Origin of the sequence: Polaromonas hydrogenivorans, assembly GCF_040105105.1 — a bacterium.
Taxonomy (GTDB): domain Bacteria; phylum Pseudomonadota; class Gammaproteobacteria; order Burkholderiales; family Burkholderiaceae_C; genus Polaromonas; species Polaromonas hydrogenivorans.
This window is the reverse complement of the sequence record NZ_CP157675.1, coordinates 2,088,041-2,106,781: the sequence shown is the minus strand read 5'-3', so window position 1 is coordinate 2,106,781 and position 18,741 is coordinate 2,088,041. Positions and strand designations below refer to the sequence as shown.

At 59.5% G+C, this 18,741-nt stretch carries 14 protein-coding genes and 1 tRNA gene; 11 read left to right on the top strand and 4 right to left on the bottom strand.

Features of this window, described 5'->3' with window-relative positions:
• Positions 1-5 precede the first annotated feature (5 nt).
• Positions 6-1,820: an extracellular solute-binding protein gene (locus ABLV49_RS10085; RefSeq protein ID WP_349281448.1), complete on the bottom strand. Its 1,815-nt coding sequence runs from the start codon at positions 1,818-1,820 to the stop codon at positions 6-8.
• A 112-nt stretch (positions 1,821-1,932) separates the two neighbouring features.
• Between ABLV49_RS10085 and fabI the strand changes: the two genes are divergently transcribed.
• Both fabI and ABLV49_RS10075 read left to right on the top strand, forming a co-directional pair.
• Complete coding sequence (gene fabI, locus ABLV49_RS10080) at positions 1,933-2,730, top strand: enoyl-ACP reductase FabI (RefSeq protein WP_011801407.1); 798 nt, start codon at positions 1,933-1,935, stop codon at positions 2,728-2,730.
• 81 nt (positions 2,731-2,811) lie between these two features.
• On the top strand, positions 2,812-3,699 hold the full coding sequence (locus ABLV49_RS10075; RefSeq protein ID WP_349281447.1) for a DNA ligase: 888 nt from the start codon (positions 2,812-2,814) through the stop codon (positions 3,697-3,699).
• A 105-nt stretch (positions 3,700-3,804) separates the two neighbouring features.
• Here the strand turns inward: ABLV49_RS10075 and ABLV49_RS10070 are convergent, their stop codons facing one another.
• A complete protein-coding gene (locus ABLV49_RS10070) occupies positions 3,805-6,093 on the bottom strand; it encodes an arginine/lysine/ornithine decarboxylase (protein ID WP_349281446.1) in 2,289 nt (762 codons plus the stop codon).
• 318 nt (positions 6,094-6,411) lie between these two features.
• Here ABLV49_RS10070 and ABLV49_RS10065 point away from each other — a divergent pair, with 318 nt between their 5' ends.
• From ABLV49_RS10065 to ABLV49_RS10025, 9 genes are all read left to right on the top strand, one after another.
• A complete protein-coding gene (locus ABLV49_RS10065) occupies positions 6,412-6,840 on the top strand; it encodes an NfeD family protein (protein ID WP_349281445.1) in 429 nt (142 codons plus the stop codon).
• 70 nt (positions 6,841-6,910) lie between these two features.
• On the top strand, positions 6,911-7,822 hold the full coding sequence (locus ABLV49_RS10060; RefSeq protein ID WP_011801411.1) for an SPFH domain-containing protein: 912 nt from the start codon (positions 6,911-6,913) through the stop codon (positions 7,820-7,822).
• Between the two features lie 36 nt (positions 7,823-7,858).
• A complete protein-coding gene (locus ABLV49_RS10055; protein ID WP_349281444.1) occupies positions 7,859-8,233 on the top strand; it encodes a DUF2237 family protein in 375 nt (124 codons plus the stop codon).
• Positions 8,234-8,298: 65 nt separating this feature from the next.
• Positions 8,299-8,388, top strand: a tRNA-Ser gene (locus tag ABLV49_RS10050).
• A gap of 436 nt (positions 8,389-8,824) precedes the next feature.
• Positions 8,825-10,573, top strand: coding sequence for a type I restriction-modification system subunit M (locus ABLV49_RS10045; protein WP_349281443.1), 1,749 nt, complete (start codon positions 8,825-8,827; stop codon positions 10,571-10,573).
• Entirely contained in the window at positions 10,570-11,835 is a 1,266-nt protein-coding gene (locus ABLV49_RS10040) for a restriction endonuclease subunit S (protein ID WP_349281442.1), read from the top strand. The genes ABLV49_RS10045 and ABLV49_RS10040 overlap by 4 nt, the downstream gene beginning before the upstream one ends.
• Complete coding sequence (locus tag ABLV49_RS10035; protein ID WP_349281441.1) at positions 11,829-12,641, top strand: hypothetical protein; 813 nt, start codon at positions 11,829-11,831, stop codon at positions 12,639-12,641. The genes ABLV49_RS10040 and ABLV49_RS10035 overlap by 7 nt, the downstream gene beginning before the upstream one ends.
• Positions 12,638-13,264, top strand: coding sequence for a hypothetical protein (locus tag ABLV49_RS10030; protein WP_349281440.1), 627 nt, complete (start codon positions 12,638-12,640; stop codon positions 13,262-13,264). The genes ABLV49_RS10035 and ABLV49_RS10030 overlap by 4 nt, the downstream gene beginning before the upstream one ends.
• A gap of 47 nt (positions 13,265-13,311) precedes the next feature.
• The gene (locus ABLV49_RS10025) at positions 13,312-16,437 is read left to right on the top strand and encodes a type I restriction endonuclease subunit R (protein ID WP_349281439.1); all 3,126 of its coding nucleotides are present in this window, start codon (positions 13,312-13,314) and stop codon (positions 16,435-16,437) included.
• A 364-nt stretch (positions 16,438-16,801) separates the two neighbouring features.
• Here ABLV49_RS10025 and ABLV49_RS10020 read toward each other — a convergent pair whose 3' ends face one another.
• Both ABLV49_RS10020 and ABLV49_RS10015 read right to left on the bottom strand, forming a co-directional pair.
• On the bottom strand, positions 16,802-17,701 hold the full coding sequence (locus tag ABLV49_RS10020) for a hypothetical protein (RefSeq protein ID WP_349281438.1): 900 nt from the start codon (positions 17,699-17,701) through the stop codon (positions 16,802-16,804).
• A 660-nt stretch (positions 17,702-18,361) separates the two neighbouring features.
• On the bottom strand, positions 18,362-18,637 hold the full coding sequence (locus ABLV49_RS10015; RefSeq protein ID WP_349281437.1) for a hypothetical protein: 276 nt from the start codon (positions 18,635-18,637) through the stop codon (positions 18,362-18,364).
• Positions 18,638-18,741: the final 104 nt, after the last annotated feature.

The window sequence follows — 18,741 nt, the reverse complement described above, 5'->3', positions numbered from 1 at the left end:
ACTTCCTATTTGTTGGAGGGCGACGCCCACCAGGTGCTCATGGCCCAGGTGTCGGGCTGGTAATACGGCGGAACTGTGACAGGCAAAACAAAGCGGCGTGGCCGATAACCAATCAGGAAGGCGTCGCCGTAATACTGCGGCACCGAGTAATAGCCGTTGGTCAGCACACGGTCCAGCGATCGCATGGCCGCGCTCAATTCAGGCCGGGTCTTGGCGGTCACGACCTTTTGCAGCAGCGCATCGACGGCCGGGTCGGCAATTCCCCAGACGTTCGAAGACCCCGGCGTGGTGGCCGCCTTCGAGCCAAACAACTCCAGCAACTCGCCGCCCGGCGCAGTGCTGCCCGGCAGGCGCAGCGTCGTGACCTCGAAATCAAACGCATCCATCTTCTGCTTGCCGAGTGAAAAATCGACGATGCGGTAGGTCATGGTGATGCCGAGCTTTTCCAGCGCCTTCTGGAACGGCCCGACGATGCGCACCAGCGAAGGCTGGTCGTTCAGGAATTCCATGGTGAAAGCCTCGCCCTTGGTGTTGCGCAAGGCGCCATCGCGGTACGTCCAGCCGGCCTCGCGCAGCAGCGCCTGGGCCTGGCGCAGGTTGCCCCGCAGGCTGCCGGGCGGCGTGGTGCTGGGCGACACCGGCACGGGACCGAAGACTTCGGGCTTGAGCCGGGCGCGCAAGGGTTCGAGCAAAGCCAGTTCATCGGGTTTGGGCAAGCCTTCCGCATGAAATTCGCTATTGGGAAAGTAACCGTTGACGCGCTTGTACAGGCCGTAGAACAGCTGCCGGTTCATCCACTCGAAATCCATCGCCAGGCCAATCGCCTTGCGCACCCGCGCATCCTGGAACTTGGGATTTCGCAGGTTGAACACATACCCCTGGAAATCGCCGGGGTTGCGGTTTTCAAAAGCGCGCTTGACCAGCTCGCCCGAGGTGAACTGCTTACCGGTGTACTGCCGCGCCCAGTTGCGCGAGATGAATTCACGCAGGAAATCAAATTCGCCGGCCTTCAGTCCCTCGAAGCGCGAGGTTTCGTCGAGGTAAATCTTGAAGCTGATGCGGTCAAAGTTGAACTGACCCTTGCGGCTTGGCAACTCATTGCCCCAGTACGCCGGATCGCGCACATAGGTAATGTCGCGCCCCATTGCCGGGCTGGCAATTTTGTACGGCCCCGAGCCAATCGGCACTTCAGACACGATCTTGTCGAAGGGCTTGGCCTTGCCCCAGTCGCGGCTGAACACCGGCATGCCGCCCACCACCAGCGGCAACTCGGGATTGGGCGTCAGGAAATCAAAACGCACCACGCGCTCGGAAACCACCGTGACGCCCTTGACTTCGGCATAAATCGTGCGGTACTGCGGCGCGGCAAGCTTGCTGGTGAGCTGGGTGTACGAATGCAGCACATCGGTGGCCGCTACCTGCGCACCGTTGTGAAAACGCGCCTTCTCGTTGAGGTGAAAGGTGGCCGACAGCCTGTCGGGCGCGACCGTCACGTCATCGGCCAGCAGTCCGTAGGCGGTGGTCGGCTCTTCCGAATTGCCCGTCAGCAGGCTTTCGATCAGCAAAATTCCCAGGCCATAGGGTGCGGTGCCGCGCAGGGTGAACGGGTTGAACTTGTCGAAATTGGTCGGCCGGGTTGGCGGCACCATGCGGATTTCGCCGCCTTTGGGGGCAGCTGGATTCACATAGCCGAAATGCGTGAAGCCGGCCGAATACTTGATGTCGCCAAACTGGGCATAGGCGTGGGCCGCCCAGCTTGCCGGCGCAAGGCACAGCGCGCAAACGGCCAGCCAAGCCCGTAAAAAAATCAAATCCCGCATGCGACAATTCTGCACTACTTAAGTCGGCCAACTTTTTGCAGCCTGCGCGCAAGCAAAACGCCAGCCTGCGCAAGACTGTTGCCGAATCACACGAACATACTGGAGCTTATAAATGGGTTTTCTCGCCGGCAAAAAACTGTTGATCACGGGCGTGCTGTCCACCCGGTCCATCGCCTATGGCATCGCCAAGGCCTGCCATGCGCAAGGGGCCGAGCTGGCGTTCAGCTACGTGGGCGAACGGTTCAAGGACCGCATCACCGAATTTGCGGCCGACTTCGGCTCCAGCCTGATCTTTGACTGCGATGTCGGCTCCGACGAGCAGATCGACAAGCTGTTTGTAGATCTGGCCAAAACCTGGCCGACCTTTGACGGCTTTGTCCACAGCATCGGCTACGCGCCGCGCGAGGCGATTGCCGGCGATTTCCTGGATGGTTTTTCGCGCGAAAACTTCCGCATCGCGCACGACATCAGCGCCTACAGCTTTCCGGCCATGACCAAGGCCGCCCTGCCCTACCTCAACCCCAAGTCCGCCGTGCTGACGCTGACCTACCTGGGCGCCGAGCGCATCATTCCGCACTACAACACCATGGGCCTGGCCAAGGCCAGCCTGGAAGCGTCGGTGCGCTACCTGGCCGAATCGCTCGGCCCCAAGGGCATGCGCGCCAACGGCCTGAGCGCTGGTCCGATCAAGACCCTGGCCGCCAGCGGCATCAAGGATTTCGGCAAGCTGCTGGGCATGGTGGCAGCGGCCTCGCCCATGCGCCGCAACGTGACCATCGAAGATGTAGGCAATGTGGCCGCATTCTTGCTTAGCGATCTGGCCAGCGGCGTGACGGCTGAAATCACCTATGTCGATTGCGGCTTCAGCGCCACGGCCGGCGCCAGCCGCGACAGCGACTCCGTCGCCTGATTCAAGAAAAAACGGCTGTTTGCGCATTACCCATCTGCATAATCAGCTATTTATTTGATAGCAAACACCGAAAGGGCTCCGATGCAGCGACGTTTTTTCCTGTCCTTGATCGGCCTGACCCTTGCAGGCTCGCTGCTGCCTGCGGCGGCCGGCACGCCTGTTGCGCTTTCCCCGCCGCCGTCATCAGTGCCTTCATTGATGCTGGCCAATGTGTACCGCTCCGGCATCGTTCTGGCCGATTACTGGGTCAGCGAAAAATTCGACGGGGTGCGCGGCTACTGGGACGGCCAGGCCCTCTGGACACGCGGCGGCGAGCGCGTTGCCGCCCCCGGCTGGTTCACGGCGGGCTGGCCCAATGTGGCAATGGATGGCGAACTCTGGGCGGGCCATGGGCAGTTCCCCAAGGCGGTTTCCACCGTGCGCCAGCAAACGCCCGATGATTCTGCCTGGCGCAGCATGCGCTTCATGGTGTTTGACCTGCCCGCGCACGGCGGCCCGTTCACCGAACGGATTCCGGCCCTCAATGGCGTGGTCAGCCGGATTGACCAACACTGGGTGCAGGCCGTGGAGCAGTTCAAGGTGGCAAGCCCCCAGGCGCTGAAAACCCTGCTGTCCAAAACCGTGAAAAACGGCGGCGAGGGACTGATGCTGCATCGCGGCGCTTCGCTGTACAAGGGCCAGCGCAATGACGACCTGCTCAAGCTCAAGACGCACGACGACAGCGAAGCACGCGTCCTGGCGCATGTTCCGGGCCAGGGCAAATACGCCGGCAAACTGGGTGCGCTGCTGGTGGAAATGCCGGAGGCTGACGGAAAGCCCGCGCAGCGCTTCAAACTGGGCACTGGGTTTACCGATGCCCAGCGGCAAAATCCGCCGGCCATCGGCACGCGCATCACCTACCGCTTCAGAGGCGTGAACGACAGCGGCATTCCGCGCTTCGCCAGCTTCATGCGGATACGCGAAGACTGAGAGACTGAACGCGCTTTGTAAAAAAGGCCATCGCACGGTGTGTGGATGGCCTTTCGACTCAAGCCGGGATGGTGTCCCGGCAACATTTCCGTGTTTCCCGGTTGGTTATTTCTTCACGCAGTCGGCGTAGTAGCGGACTTTCCCCTTGGCATCGGCCTGCTCGACCAAGCCATGGATGTCGGTCTCGAAACCCGGGCACTGCGCATTGAATTCGCGCGAAAACTTCAGGTAATCGACGATTTTCCTGTTGAACACTTCGCCGGGAATCAAGAGCGGAATGCCGGGCGGATAAGGCGTCACCAGCCCGACGGTGATCCGGCCTTCCAGATGGTCGATTTCCACCCGCTCTGTCGTGCGATGGGCAATGTGGGCGTAGGCGTCGCTCGGCTTCATGGCCGGCATCAGGTCGCTCAGGTACACCTCGGTCGTCAGCCGCGCAATGTCGTACTTGGCATACAGGGCATGAATATGCTGGCACAGGTCGGCTAGCCCCATGCGCTCGTACTTCGGGAACTTCTGGCAGAACTCGGGCAGGATGCGCCACATCGGCTGGTTCTTGTCGTAGTCGTCCTTGAACTGCTGCAGCGCGGTCAGCAGCGTGTTCCAGCGCCCCTTCGTGATGCCGATGGTGAACAGGATGAAGAAGCTGTAAAGGCCGGTTTTCTCGACGATCACGCCATGCTCGGCCAGGAACTTGGTCACGATGCTGGCCGGAATGCCGGTCTTGGCAAACTTGCCGTTCAAATCGAGCCCCGGCGTGACGATGGTCGATTTGATCGGGTCCAGCATGTTGAAGCCGGTGGCCATCTGGCCAAAGCCGTGCCAGTTGGCAGCGCCATTTTTCGCGGTCTTGGCGCTGCGCGACTCGCCCTTGATGATCCAGTCCTGGGCGCGGCCAATGCCTTCCTCCACCAGCTTGTCCGGCCCCCATACCTTGAACCACCAGTCAGTGCCGTATTCCTCGTCGATCTTGCGCATGGCGCGGCGGAAATCGAGCGCCTCGGCAATGCTTTCCTCGACCAGCGCGGTGCCACCGGGCGGCTCCATCATGGCGGCGGCCACGTCGCAGCTGGCAATGATGCTGTACTGCGGCGAGGTCGAAGTGTGCATCAGGTAGGCCTCGTTGAACAGGTGCCTGTCGAGCTTGACGTTCTGCGAGTCCTGCACCAGCACATGGCTGGCCTGGCTGATGCCGGCGAGCAGCTTGTGAATCGACTGCGTGGCATAGACCACGGCATTTTTCGGCCGGATGCGGTTTTTGCCCATCGAGTGGTAGGTGCCGTAGAACGGATGGAAAGCGGCGTGCGGCAGCCAGGCTTCGTCGAAATGCAGGTTGTCGATGTAGCCGTCGAGCATGCCCTTGATGGTCTCGGTGTTGTACAGCACGCCGTCATAGGTCGATTGGGTCAGCGTCAGCACGCGTGGCTTGACGGTGGCGGCATCAACGCCTTTGAGCAAGGGGTTGGCGGCAATCTTGGCGCGGATGGCCTCGGGCTCGAATTCGCTTTGCGGAATCGGGCCGATGATGCCGAAATGGTTGCGCGTCGGCTTCAGGAACACCGGGATCGAGCCGGTCATGATGATGGCGTGCAGGATCGATTTATGGCAGTTGCGGTCCACCACCACCACGTCGCCTGGCGCCACGGTATGGTGCCAGACCATCTTGTTGGACGTTGACGTACCGTTGGTCACGAAGAAGCAATGGTCGGCATTGAAGATGCGCGCCGCATTGCGCTCGCTGGCGCCGATGGCGCCGTTGTGATCGAGCAGCTGGCCGAGTTCCTCCACCGCATTGCAAACGTCCGAGCGCAGCATGTTCTCGCCGTAGAACTGGTGGTACATCTGTCCGACCGGGCTTTTCAGGAAGGCCACGCCGCCGGAATGGCCGGGGCAATGCCATGAATACGAACCGTCTTCGGCGTAGTCCAGCAGGGCCTTGAAAAACGGCGGCTGAACGCCTTCGAGATAACTCTTGGCCTCGCGGATGATGTGGCGCGCCACGAATTCGGGCGTGTCCTCGAACATGTGGATGAAGCCGTGCAGCTCGCGCAGGATGTCATTGGGAATATGGCGCGAGGTCTTGGTCTCGCCATAGACGTAAATCGGCACGTCCAGGTTTTTTCGGCGCACCTCGGCAATGAAGTTGCGCAGGTCGAGCACGGCCGGGTCCAGATCGGGACCGGGCGTGAATTCTTCGTCGTCAATCGACAAAATAAAGGCGCTGGCACGGCTTTGCTGCTGCGCAAACTGCGATAAATCACCGTAACTGGTGACGCCCAGCACCTCGAAGCCTTCGCTTTCTATGGCCTGGGCGAGTGCGCGTATGCCCAGTCCCGAGGTGTTTTCAGAACGGAAGTCCTCGTCAATGATGACAATCGGAAAGCGAAATTTCATGGCGTATGCAGCAGTTGAGGGTGCCCAGAACCTGTCGGAGGGCATGACAATAAACGTTCAGAAGGCATAGACAGGTTGAGCCCGAACGGTTTGATGAAAGAAGGCTTTGCGCCAGCTGGAAAGAATCGCGCCGCGAACAGCGCGATTTTTTTGCGCCCGGCGAAATTGCAATTTTCGCTCATCCCTGGCGCCGGCCTTCCGCCGGGAGTGCAAAGACTTTTTTCAGACTGCGAAGTGTAAGGATGTATTGTGTCAACTCGCTTGCCGAGCCCCTATTTAACCCAAAATAGGAATGAATCACGGACAAAGGGAAGAATCATGAGCGATGCAAATATCTGGTGGCTGCTGGCGGGTGCGGCCATCGCGGTGGAACTCGTGACGGGCACGTTTTACCTGCTCATGCTGGCCACGGGACTGGTTGCCGGTGCGCTGGCTGCCAGCATGGGCTTTGCCCTGGCCGGCCAGATGCTGGTGGCTGCGGCCATTGGCGGCGGTGCGGTGGCCGCATGGCACTGGCGCCGCAGTCAAAGTCCGGCGCCCCTGGCGGCCAATGCCAATCCGGATGTCCATCTCGATATTGGCGAGACGGTTCATGTGCTGCGGTGGAACGCCGACGGCACGGCCAGCGTGAATTTTCGCGGCGCCCACTGGACGGCGATTGCCGCCGACCCGGCCGGCTCAACCGTCCCGGGAAACTACCGGATCACGCAAATGCTGGGCAATCGCCTCGTCATCGAAAAGCTGTAACGTCACTGAGCATATGGGTTGATCCTGGGCCGCCCACCAAAGGCCTTTCATTTGAAGCAAGGGATATTTCATGGAAATCGCACTCGTCATCCTCGTTCTGGCGGGCATTTTTATCGTGCAGAGCATCAAGGTCGTGCCGCAGCAAAATGCCTGGGTGGTCGAGCGTCTGGGCAAATACCTCGGCACGCTGACGCCGGGCCTGAATTTGCTGATCCCGTTTGTGGACCGGGTGGCCTACAAGCACAGCCTGAAGGAAATCCCGCTGGATGTTCCCAGCCAGGTGTGCATCACGCGCGACAACACCCAGCTGCAGGTTGACGGAATCCTGTATTTCCAGGTGACTGACGCAATGCGGGCCAGCTACGGCTCGTCCAACTACATCGTGGCGGTCACGCAACTGGCCCAGACCTCGCTGCGCTCGGTCATCGGCAAGCTCGAACTGGACAAGACCTTTGAAGAGCGCAACATCATCAATGCACAGGTGGTGGCCGCCATTGACGAGGCGGCGCTGAACTGGGGCGTGAAGGTGCTGCGCTACGAGATCAAGGACTTGACGCCGCCCAAGGAAATCCTGCATGCGATGCAGTCGCAAATCACGGCAGAGCGTGAAAAGCGCGCGCTGATCGCCGCCTCCGAGGGCCGCAAGCAGGAACAGATCAATATCGCCACCGGCGAGCGCGAAGCCTTCATCGCCCGCTCCGAAGGCGAGAAACAGGCCGCCATCAACAACGCGCAGGGCGAAGCCTCGGCGATTCTGGCCGTGGCCGAGGCCAATGCGCGGGCGATTGAAGTCGTGGCCATGGCGATTCGCCAGCCCGGCGGCGAACTGGCGGTTCAGTTGAAGGTCGCTGAAAAAGCCGTCGCGGCCTATTCGCAGGTCGCCAGCGAGGCGCACACCACCCTGATCGTTCCCAGCAACATGACCGAAGTCTCGGCGCTGATCACCTCGGCCATGAAGATGGTGCAGTCCAGCAAGGCTTGACCAGCGGCCGTCCAACCACCTTTCAAAGGCAAATCAATGAATGCAAAAAATGTTCTCGGCACCGAACTGCTGTCCTGCTCCTACGACCCGCTCACCGGCTATTTGCGCGATGGCTGCTGCAACACCGATGCCACCGATCACGGCTCGCACCTGATCTGCGTCCGCGTGACCGGGGAATTCCTGACGTTTTCCAAGGCTCGCGGCAATGACCTGGCCACGCCATTGCCCGAGCACCGCTTTGCCGGCCTGCAACCCGGCGACCGCTGGTGCCTGTGCGCCCTTCGCTGGCGCGAAGCGCTGGAGGCGGGAATGGCGCCCCCGGTCATCCTGGAGGCGACCCATGCGAATGCGCTCCAGTTCGTGACCATGGCGCAGCTTGAAAAACACCGCTATCAAGGCGCGATGCATTAACTGCGCATTTGATGGACTTGGCCGGCAAAGCAGCATGATGTGACTGCTATAATCAAAAGCTGCGCGGAAGGGTGGATGAGCGGTTTAAGTCACACGCCTGGAAAGCGTGCGTAGGGTTATACCTACCGCGGGTTCGAATCCCGCCTCTTCCGCCAACTAATGAGTATTCATGCGGGTTTCCAGACCTTCATGATGGTTTACCCAACATAAAGCCCAACATCCTGAAAATGGTTGTTGGGCTTTTTTGTTTACTGCCTTGCTGAGCGAGAATCATGTCGTTCGACACGGTAAGGCTTGTATATGTTGCGATTCTGGGTCTACCGCACGGCATTCGCGTTTTGATCACGCCACAGTGAGGTTCTGACGCAGGTGCTCGGTCAGTTCGTCGGCGAGCTTCCAGAAGGTCGATTCGTTGGTGACGAGTACGTCGCAGACTTGAACTCGTCCGTGGTGAAAACCAGCATTTCGCCACCCTTGGCGGCGGCTTGGCCACAATATCTCAACTCTTTACTGACTGGGCAGGCGCATTTGACGCCGTAGCCGAGGCTCATACCCACTGCCAACCTGTATCACGGCCGATACACTCGTTACATGGCCAACCCGAATCCCAACCTTTCCTCCTTCATCTGGTCCGTCGCCGACCTGCTGCGCGGCGACTACAGGCCCTCCGACTACGGCAAGGTCATCCTCCCCTTCACCGTCCTGCGCCGCCTGGACTGCGTGCTCGAATCGACCAAAGCTGCCGTGCTGGCCGAGAAAGCCACCCGGGAAGCCGCCGGCCTGAACCCCGAGCCCTTCCTGCTGCGCAAGTCCGGCCAGTTCTTCTTCAACACCTCGCCGCTGGACCTCAAAAAGCTCATGGGCGACCAGGACCACATCGGTGAAAACCTGCGCGCCTACCTGCAGGCGTTCTCGCCCGCCGTGCGCGACATCTTCGAGAGCTTCGAGTTCCACACCCAGATCGACAAGCTGGCCAAAGCCGGGCTGCTCTATATGGTTACCGAGAAGTTCGCCATCATCGACCTGCACCCGGATGCGGTCAGCAATGCCGACATGGGCGCCGTGTTCGAGGAGCTGATCCGCAAATTTGCGGAGCTATCCAACGAAACGGCCGGCGAGCACTTCACCCCGCGCGAGGTGATCCGCCTGATGGTCAACCTGCTGTTCATCGAGGACGACCAGGCGCTGACCAAGCCCGGCGTGGTGCGCTCGCTGTACGACCCGACGGCCGGCACCGGCGGCATGCTGAGCGTCGCCGGCGAGCACCTGGCCGGCCTGAACCCCGATGCGCGGCTGGTGATGTACGGCCAGGAACTCAACCCTGAGTCCTATGCGATCTGCAAGGCCGACATGCTCATCAAGGGCCAGGACATTGCCAACATTATCCTGGGCAACACCTTGTCCAATGACGGCCTGGGCGGCAAGGTATTCGACTACAGCTTGTCCAACCCGCCGTTTGGCGTGGAGTGGAAGAAGATCGAGAAGGAAATCCGCAAGGAAGCCGAGCAGCATGGCTTCAACGGGCGCTTTGGCCCCGGCCTGCCGCGCGTGAGCGACGGCTCGCTGCTGTTTTTGCTGCACTTGATCGCCAAGATGCGCCCGGCAAAGGATGGCGGAAGCCGCTTTGGCATTGTGCTCAACGGCTCGCCGCTGTTCACGGGCGGTGCGGGCTCAGGCGAGAGCGAGATTCGCCGCTACGTGCTGGAGAACGACCTGGTCGAAGCCATCATCGCGCTGCCAACTGACATGTTCTACAACACGGGCATCTCGACCTACGTCTGGATCGTCAGCAACCGTAAACCCACCGCGCGTAAAAGCAAGGTCCAGCTGATCGACGCCAGCAGCTTCTGGCAAAAGATGCGCAAGAGCCTGGGCTCCAAGCGCAAGGAGCTCAGTCCGGCGCACATTGAGGACATCACGCGCCTGTTCGGCAGCTTTGAAGAACTGACACGGGACGGCGTGCCCATCAGCCGCATCTTCAAAAACGAGGACTTCGGCTACCGCACCATCACCGTCGAGCGTCCTGAGCGCGATGCCGCCGGCCAGATCGTGCTGGGCAGCAAAGGCAAGGCCAGGGGCAAGCCGCTGGCCGATAGCAGCCTGCGCGATACCGAGAACGTGCCGCTGAGCGACGACATTGCCGCCTATTTCAAGCGCGAGGTGCTGCCCCATGCGCCCGATGCCTGGATTGACGCAGAGAAAACCAAGGTCGGCTACGAGATTCCCTTCAACCGCCATTTCTACGTCTTCAAGCCGCCGCGCCCGCTGGCCGAAATTGACGCCGAACTCAAGGGCGTGACCGACCGCATCCTGACCATGATCAACGGGCTGACGGCATGAGCTTCCCGCGCTACCCGAATTACAAGGACAGCGGCGTGGAATGGTTGGAAGAGGTACCAGAGCATTGGGCGGTGCAGCCCGTCAAATCGCTAACAACTCGAATTGCAAGCGGCAAGACGCCGTTAGGAGGAAGCGAAACCTATGTTGATGAAGGCGTCACCTTCCTTCGTAGTCAGAATGTTTATGACGAAGGTCTTCATCTCGACGACGTGGCATTTATTTCTAACGTGGTGGACGAGTCCATGGCGGTAAGCCGCGTTCAGCCTGGCGACATACTTCTGAACATCACTGGGGCATCTATTGGCCGCTCATGCGTTGTACCTGTAGAGTTTCCTCCTGCAAACGTCAATCAGCATGTTTGTGTGATCCGGGCCTTGAAAACTTCGCAAGTGCCGTTTCTCAGTTGGACTTTCAAATCCACGCCCGTCAAAAGTCAAATTGCTCATGTCCAGAATGGTGCTGCACGCGAGGGCCTTAACTTTGACCAAATTGGCAGAATGCTGGTGGCAATACCACCCATGCTGGAGCAGTTTGCCATCGCCGCCTTCCTGGACCGCGAAACCGCGAAGATTGATGGGCTGGTGGCGGAGCAGCGGCGGCTAATGGACCTCTTGAGAGAAAAGCGCCAAGCCGTTATCTCCCACGCCGTCACCCAAGGGCTGAACCCCCACGCCCCCATGAAGCCGTCCGGCATCGAAGGAATCGCGAATGTTCCTGCTCATTGGGATGTGCTGGTAATTAAACGGTTTTCGACGCTTCACCGAGGACACGACCTTACAGATGCAGAGCGGACAGATGGGTCATATCCTGTCGTGACATCAAGCGGGATCAACGGAACACACGGATCATTCATGGCGCATGGACCTGGTGTAGTCACAGGTCGTTACGGCTCTACCGGGCGTCTTTTCTACATTCAAGATGACTTTTGGCCGCACAACACATCTTTGTATGTGTCCAACTTTCACTGCAATCACCCTCGATTTGTTTGGTACTCCCTTCAGACGGTTGATTTTGCGGCTCATTCAGCAAAGGCCGCCGTTCCTGGAATCGATAGAAACGACATTCATGTCCTTCCTGTTGCCGTGCCACCTAAAGATGAACAAGGCACCATAGTCACCTTTCTCGATAGTGAACTAGCCAAACTCGACACCCTAACCGCCGAAGCCCAACGCGGCATTGACCTGCTGCAAGAGCGCCGCACCGCGCTGATCTCCGCCGCCGTCACGGGCCAGATTGATGTGCGGGGCTGCACGCCATGCTGACCGCGATCACGAGCGGCAAGGCCGGCCGCATCCAGATTGATGGCGTCGAGCACAAAGTCAGTTGGCGCGAGGTTTTCCGGCGCAGCGAAGACTTGTTGACTGCAGCCATTTTTGGACGCATGCGTTACCTCTCCGAAACCAGCCTGAACAGCGTCATGAGCTTATTGATTGGCAAGGAGTCCGCCGAAGAACTCGGCCATTTGCAGCGCATCGACTTTTGGCGGAATCTGGATGGCACTCATAGTCGCACCAGAGTGCAGCCCGATGTCCTGATGTGGTTCGACAACGCCTTGGTGATCGTAGAGATAAAGCCGCCCTTCGGGGGTGATCAGTACCTGGAGCAATGGAAAGCCCAAATTCACGCGGTAGTCAACCTTTGCGCGCAAGATGGTGAAAACTCCCCTGCCTGCGTGCATTTCGTCGGGCTGGGGCGAAACACGCTGGACGTCAAGGAGCAGTCTTATGAGCATTTCGATACCCAAGGTGTTTTTGACCTTACCCTCCACACCGCCGAATGGGAGGCCCTGTCAGCCGCGATCCCACGCATGAGGGTAGATGCGTTAGCCGCCGACTTGGCCGTGTTCGACGACTGGCTCAGCGCCATGGAATTGTTTGGTATTCAGTCAGCCGCATACAAATGGCCCGACTTGCTTGCTTGGGCATCGACGTGCGACCTTTCTCTTGAAGCCATCAGGTGCTTGCCGAAGATGCCCGAAATCAAAAGCCCCTCTCGCCTCAGGGGCGCACCTGTGTCTTGGAATCACCTTATTGCCTTTTCAGCGGCACAACCACTTACGCTTCAATGATCGAATCTACTACCGAAAATTTCGTCCACTTGGTGAACCAGGTAAAAGTCGCACATCGCTTGTGCGCGGGCTTCTACCAGCGCCTGCTTCCGACCATCAAGCACGTTGCGAGTGAGCTAGATTTCACCTTTTGGTCCTGGCGGCCTCTGGAAACGGAAAGACCCCCGAGGGCCACGACACAGCCAGCCGAAAAATGGGCCTGGGATTTTTTGCCTTTGTTCGCTTCCGAGCACATTTACAGGCGATCCGATGGTGATGTTGCCAAGGTTGGCGATGTAGCGATCATTTTCTCAATCTACCTGGACGAGAGCTTTAAAAAAGAAAATCGTAGCAAGCTCGGCATTGCTGGGCAGCCCGATCCAATTGTTTTGCCGATGGGCGAAGCGGTCGTTGAAATGAGCCTCTACCGCTGCGATCAAGATAATGGCGAGTCCTTTGACTCCCAATGGACTGGGCTTGGCTGGCCCGATAAGTGCATAGAAGGCTGGCAAAAAGTTAGCGACCTGATGAGCACCATGTACCTGCGTCACACGCTGGTTGAGTTCATCGCGAATCCCGACACAGTGGTTGATAAGCTGCGTTTAAGGCTGGCAGAGGCTCAGGTAGCAGCGCTTGACCGTTGATCTTTGACTGACGAACCACTACAAAAAAAACTTATAGGGACGAGCCAGTGGCCTTGCACAAAGAAATCAGCTTCGAGACCGAGATTTGCCAGCACCTGGCCGCCAACGGCTGGCTCTACGCCGAAGGCGATGCAAAGGGCTATGACCGTGCCCGCGCCCTTTTTCCCGCCGACGTGCTGGCTTGGGTGCAGGCGACCCAGCCTAAGGCGTGGGAAGTGCTCGTCAAGAACCACGGCGCCAAAGCCGGCGAAACCCTCTTGGACCGCCTGCGCAGCCAGCTCGACCAGCGCGGCACGCTCGACGTGCTGCGCCAGGGCATCGAGCTGCTGGGCCTGAAAAGCCCGCTCAAGCTGGCCGAGTTCAAGCCGGCGCTCGCCATCAACGCCGACATCCTGGCGCGCTACAGCGCCAACCGCCTGCGCGTGGTGCGCCAGGTGCGTTACTCGCTTCACAACGAGAACAACATTGACCTGGTGCTGTTCCTCAACGGCCTGCCCGTGGCCACGGTGGAGCTGAAAACCGACTTCACCCAGAGCGTGCAGGACGCCATTGACCAGTACCGCTTTGACCGCCACCCGAAACCCAAAGGCCAGGCGGCCGAGCCGCTGCTGTCGTTTCCCGCTGGTGCCTTGGTTCACTTTGCGGTCAGCAACAGCGAAGTGGCGATGGTGACGCGGCTGATGGGTGCGGCCACGGAGTTCCTGCCCTTTAACCTGGGCAACGAGGGTGCGGCCGGCAACCCGGTGAATCCGCTGGGGGGCCACCGCACGGCCTACCTGTGGGAGCAGGTCTGGGCGCGCGAGAGCTGGCTGGAAATCCTGGGCCGCTACCTCATCGCCCAGCGCGACAAGAAAAAGCAGATCGAGCGCATCGTCTTTCCCCGCTATCACCAGCTCGACGTGACGCGCAAGCTGCAAGCCGCCGTGATGACCGACGGCCCCGGCGGCAAGTACCTGATCCAGCATTCGGCAGGGTCCGGCAAGACCAACTCGATTGCCTGGACGGCGCACTTCCTGGCCGAACTGCACGACGCCGAGCACTGCAAGGTGTTCGACACCGTGCTGGTGGTCTCCGACCGCAACGTGATCGACTCGCAGCTGCAGGAAGCCCTGTTTGACTTTCAGCGCACCACGGGCGTGGTCGCCACCATCAAGAACACCGATGGGTCCAAGAGCGCGGCGCTGGCCGAGGCGCTGTCGGGCGACAAGAAAATCGTGGTCTGCACCATCCAGACTTTTCCGTTTGCGCTCGAAGCCGTGCGCAAGCTGGCTGCTACCGAAGGCAAGCGTTTTGCCGTGATTGCCGACGAGGCGCACAGCTCGCAGACCGGCGAAGCGGCAAGCAAGCTCAAAGCCGTGCTCAGCCCCGAGGAGTTGAAGGAGCTGAATGACGGTGGCGAAGTCAGCACCGAGGACATCCTGGCCGCGCAGATGGCCACCCGGGCCGATGAGGGCGGCATCACCTTCGTCGCCTTCACGGCCACACCCAAGAACAAGACGATGGAGCTGTTTGGCACCTGCCCGGACCCGACGCGCAAGCCGGCGCCCGACAACGTGCCGACGCCGTTTCACGTCTATTCCATGCGCCAGGCCATCGAGGAGAAGTTCATCCTGGACGTGCTGCTGAACTACACACCCTACGCCCTGGCGTTCAAGCTGGCCCACAACGGCCAGGAGCTGGATGACAAGGAGGTCGAGCGTAGCGCGGCCATGAAGGGCATCATGGGCTGGGTGCGGCTGCATCCGTACAACATCGCCCAAAAGGTCGAGATCGTGGTGGAGCACTTCCGCGAATTCGTCTCGCCGCTCCTGGCTGGCAAGGCCAAGGCGATGGTGGTGGTCGGCAGCCGGCTGGAAGCCGTGCGCTGGCAACTGGCCGTTGAGCGCTACATCAAGGAGCACGGCTACCCCATCGGCACGCTGGTGGCGTTTTCGGGGGAAGTGAACGACCCTGATTCCGGTGCGGACAGCTTCACCGAAAACAGCGCGCTGCTGAATCCCATGCTCAAGGGCCGCGACATCCGCGAAGCCTTCAAGGGCGAGGAATACCAGATCCTGCTGGTGGCCAACAAGTTTCAGACCGGCTTCGACCAGCCGCTGCTGTGCGGCATGTACGTGGACAAGCGCCTGGCCGGCATTCAGGCGGTGCAGACCCTCTCACGCCTGAACCGCGCCCATCCCGGCAAGGACACCACCTACGTGCTGGACTTTGTGAACGACACCGAAGAGGTGCTGGCGTCTTTCAAGGCGTACTACACCACGGCCGAACTGTCAGCGACCACCGACCCGAACCTGGTGTACAACCTGCGCGCCAAGCTGGACGCCGCCGGGCACTATGACGATTTCGAGGTGGACCGCGTGGTGGCGGTCGAACTCAAGCCGGGTGCCAAACAAAGCGAGTTGATCAGCGCCCTGGAGCCGGTGCTCGACCGGGTGATGAAGCGCTACAAGGCCGCGCAGGCGGCGCTCAAGCTGATAGTGATCGAGAATGACAATATTCATGGCAAGGCGGCCAAGGGCGCGCAAGACGAGCTGGACGCCTTGGTCCTGTTCAAGGGGGACATGGGCGCCTACCTGCGGCTTTACACTTTTCTGTCGCAAATCTTTGACTATGGCAACACCGCCATCGAAAAGCGCGCCATCTTTTACAAGCGCCTGCTGCCCCTGCTGGAGTTCGGCCGCGAGCGCGAAGGCATTGATCTGTCCAAGGTGGTCATGACGCATCACCACCTGAAAAACCTCGGTCCCAAAGCGATGCCGCTGGGCAATGGCGACACCCCCAAGCTGGCGCCCATCACGGAGGCGGGCAGCGGCAGCGTGCAGGAGAAGGAAAAAGCCTGGCTGGGCGAGATCATCGAGAAGGTGAACGACCTGTTCGAGGGCGCGCTGACCGACCAGGACAAGCTGGTCTATGTGAACAACGTCATCAAGGGCAAGCTGCTGGAGTCGGCCAAGCTGCAGCAGCAGGCGACGAACAACACCAAGGAGCAGTTCGCCAACTCGCCGGACCTCAACACCGAACTGCTCAACGCCATCATGGGCGCGCTGGACGCGCACACGCTGATGAGCACGCAGGCGCTGAACTCAGCCACGGTGCAGGGTGGACTCAAGGACATCTTGCTCAATCACGCCGGGCTTTATGAGACGCTGCGGGAGCAGGCTATTGCTGCGTGAATGATCAGCCTGAACCAAGGTTGGAGATCGCGCGCCGGGTTGGCCAGTTCTGCCTCACCGGCGACGTGGTGCTTAAATTATGCAGGGGTTGGGTGGTGGCGCGGACCAGCTGGCTGCGTTCGCTCCGGGAGTGTTTTGTGCAGAAAGCAGGGTTGCACAAACGGGTAGGGGTTGAGGATTTTTTGAGTTAATTTCGGCTTTTTTGCTATTTAATTCATAGCATAAAATCGGCTGTTTTGTAAAACAGTATGCAACCATGCTTTTTCATTGGTAAAAGCATGGTTGCATGCTTAAGGGATATATCTTCGATATATCCCAGCCAACGCTCCGATTCACGGCCGTCGTCGGAGCACCCCGCCTTGCGTCAGCTACAGTGTTTCTTCAAGGCGGTTTTGATGGTGGTGATCTGCTTGGTGATTGCTTGTCTTGTCACGCTTTCGCCTGTCACCAATTTCCAGTTCCTGGTCGTCTCCGTTGGGCTGAAGTCCGACAATACGAAGACGCGCCAGAGCGTAGCCCGGCGGTTCGCAGCGTGTTCAGGATTGAATGCTCTGGCCCTGTACGGATTCGCCATCGCCTCGCTGTAGAGCGCCTGGTGTGTCTCTACGTGCTTGTCGGTCTCAAGCTGCTGACGCCTTTTCCACATGGCGGCTGTTGGGAACGCCATTAGATTTTGGCGTTGCCTTGGTGTCAGCGCCATTGCCCTTGTTCCGCTACGGGCGAGGTTGGTTTGACTCAAGTTCTTGTAGAGGAAATACGCCTTCGTCAGCCAGGCGTCACTGCCTGGGGCCAGCTTGAAAAGCCCCAGCCAGTTTCTGAACATGGACGGCGGCGCATGGCTTGAGTAGCGCGTTACGAGCCAATGTAAATCAGCCAGGACTGTAATGAACCTCGATTGAGCCGTGCCGCAACTGTTGACCGGCCAGCGTTGGGCTGGCGGTATGCCACGCCGGTCAAGCTCCAGGTGCAGTTCCCACAAAATCAGCGGGTCGGCCTGAGTTTCGATTTTTACAATCAGAGTTTGCGTATTCTGGTCAGCCAGGGCTTTTATTTTGGCGCGAAGGCGCGCCAGATCGGTGCTGGTGCGCTTTTCGGCGACCAAGTGAGGGATTGAATGCATCGGCCCTTCGTCAACGCCCAGATCGTCCAAGTCCACATCCGGAGGCAACTCATGATCAAGGGACTTGTCCGGTTCATCAGTACAAGCCTCGTCCTTGCGGGTCAGTGCATCAGTAAAGGCTGCTATTGGCATGATTGCTTTCATTGGGGATTTGGTTCGGCGCGGGGTTGAGGAGAAGTCGTATGCTGCTGGTCAGCCGTATTTTCCACACAGTTCGCACTACTGCGCTTCTGTATCCCTGTTTGTGGAAGCGCCCCGGCAGGAGCGTCGCCTGAGCGCCTGAATGACCTTGGCTGTAGGGTTAGCGAAATTCTCTTGAGGCGTCTCCCAGGCCCCATCCAGACCGTTTAAATGCCCTCTCCCACGACCAAGCTCATGCTGCACATCAAAGACCTGACGAGTACATCTCGTCATCGGCATCGACGATTCCTCGGCCACGACAGGCTGGGCTTGGACTGCCGGGTGTTGCGCGGCCAGGGCTTCACAGGGTTGTGAAGGCAGGCGTCCATGCAGCCCCGGTCGGTCGATCTGCCCCAGGAATCGGGCCGGCAGTGATGCGCGCTATTTGGGGCCTCCTGCTCGCGCTTTTTCGACTTTTCGCCCTTGATCACTTGAGGTTAATTAACAGGTGTTCTTTGGTCTTCAAAAGGTCTATATATAGGGAAAGGGCACTTTTTGCTAACTCACGACTTTCGTAAATTAAATCAACGACTTAGGTGCTCTCGGAGCGAAAAATGCATCCCGGGACATTTTCGCCCAAAAAGACCTCAAAAACAGCTCGATTTCCATGCTTTTCAGACCGCTTCAGAACACCCGGAACGAAGCCTCTTCAGGCCCGATTTCAGGCATTTCAGAGACCCCGGAAGGAAGCTCTTCGGCCCCCATTCCGGCCCCTACTTCGGCCTTCGTTCCTGCCTCGCTGGAAGCCAGCCGGCGCGGATCGAGCACCGCTTTTCCGCCTTCGGCGAGCCGGTAGCAGATGCGGTTTCGGCCTCGCCGGGACTCCAGCGGCGCCTTTTCGATCAGCCGCTTGGTAACCATCGCCCGGATCGTGAACTGCGCGCTCTCCTTGCTCGGCATCCAGGAAAGCTGAGGCGGTGGCTCTATAAGGACAATGCTGAGCGCCTGGAAAAAACTGGAACGAAGGGCTACCAGTCATCTTGCTCCTCTGCAGGGGTATGAAG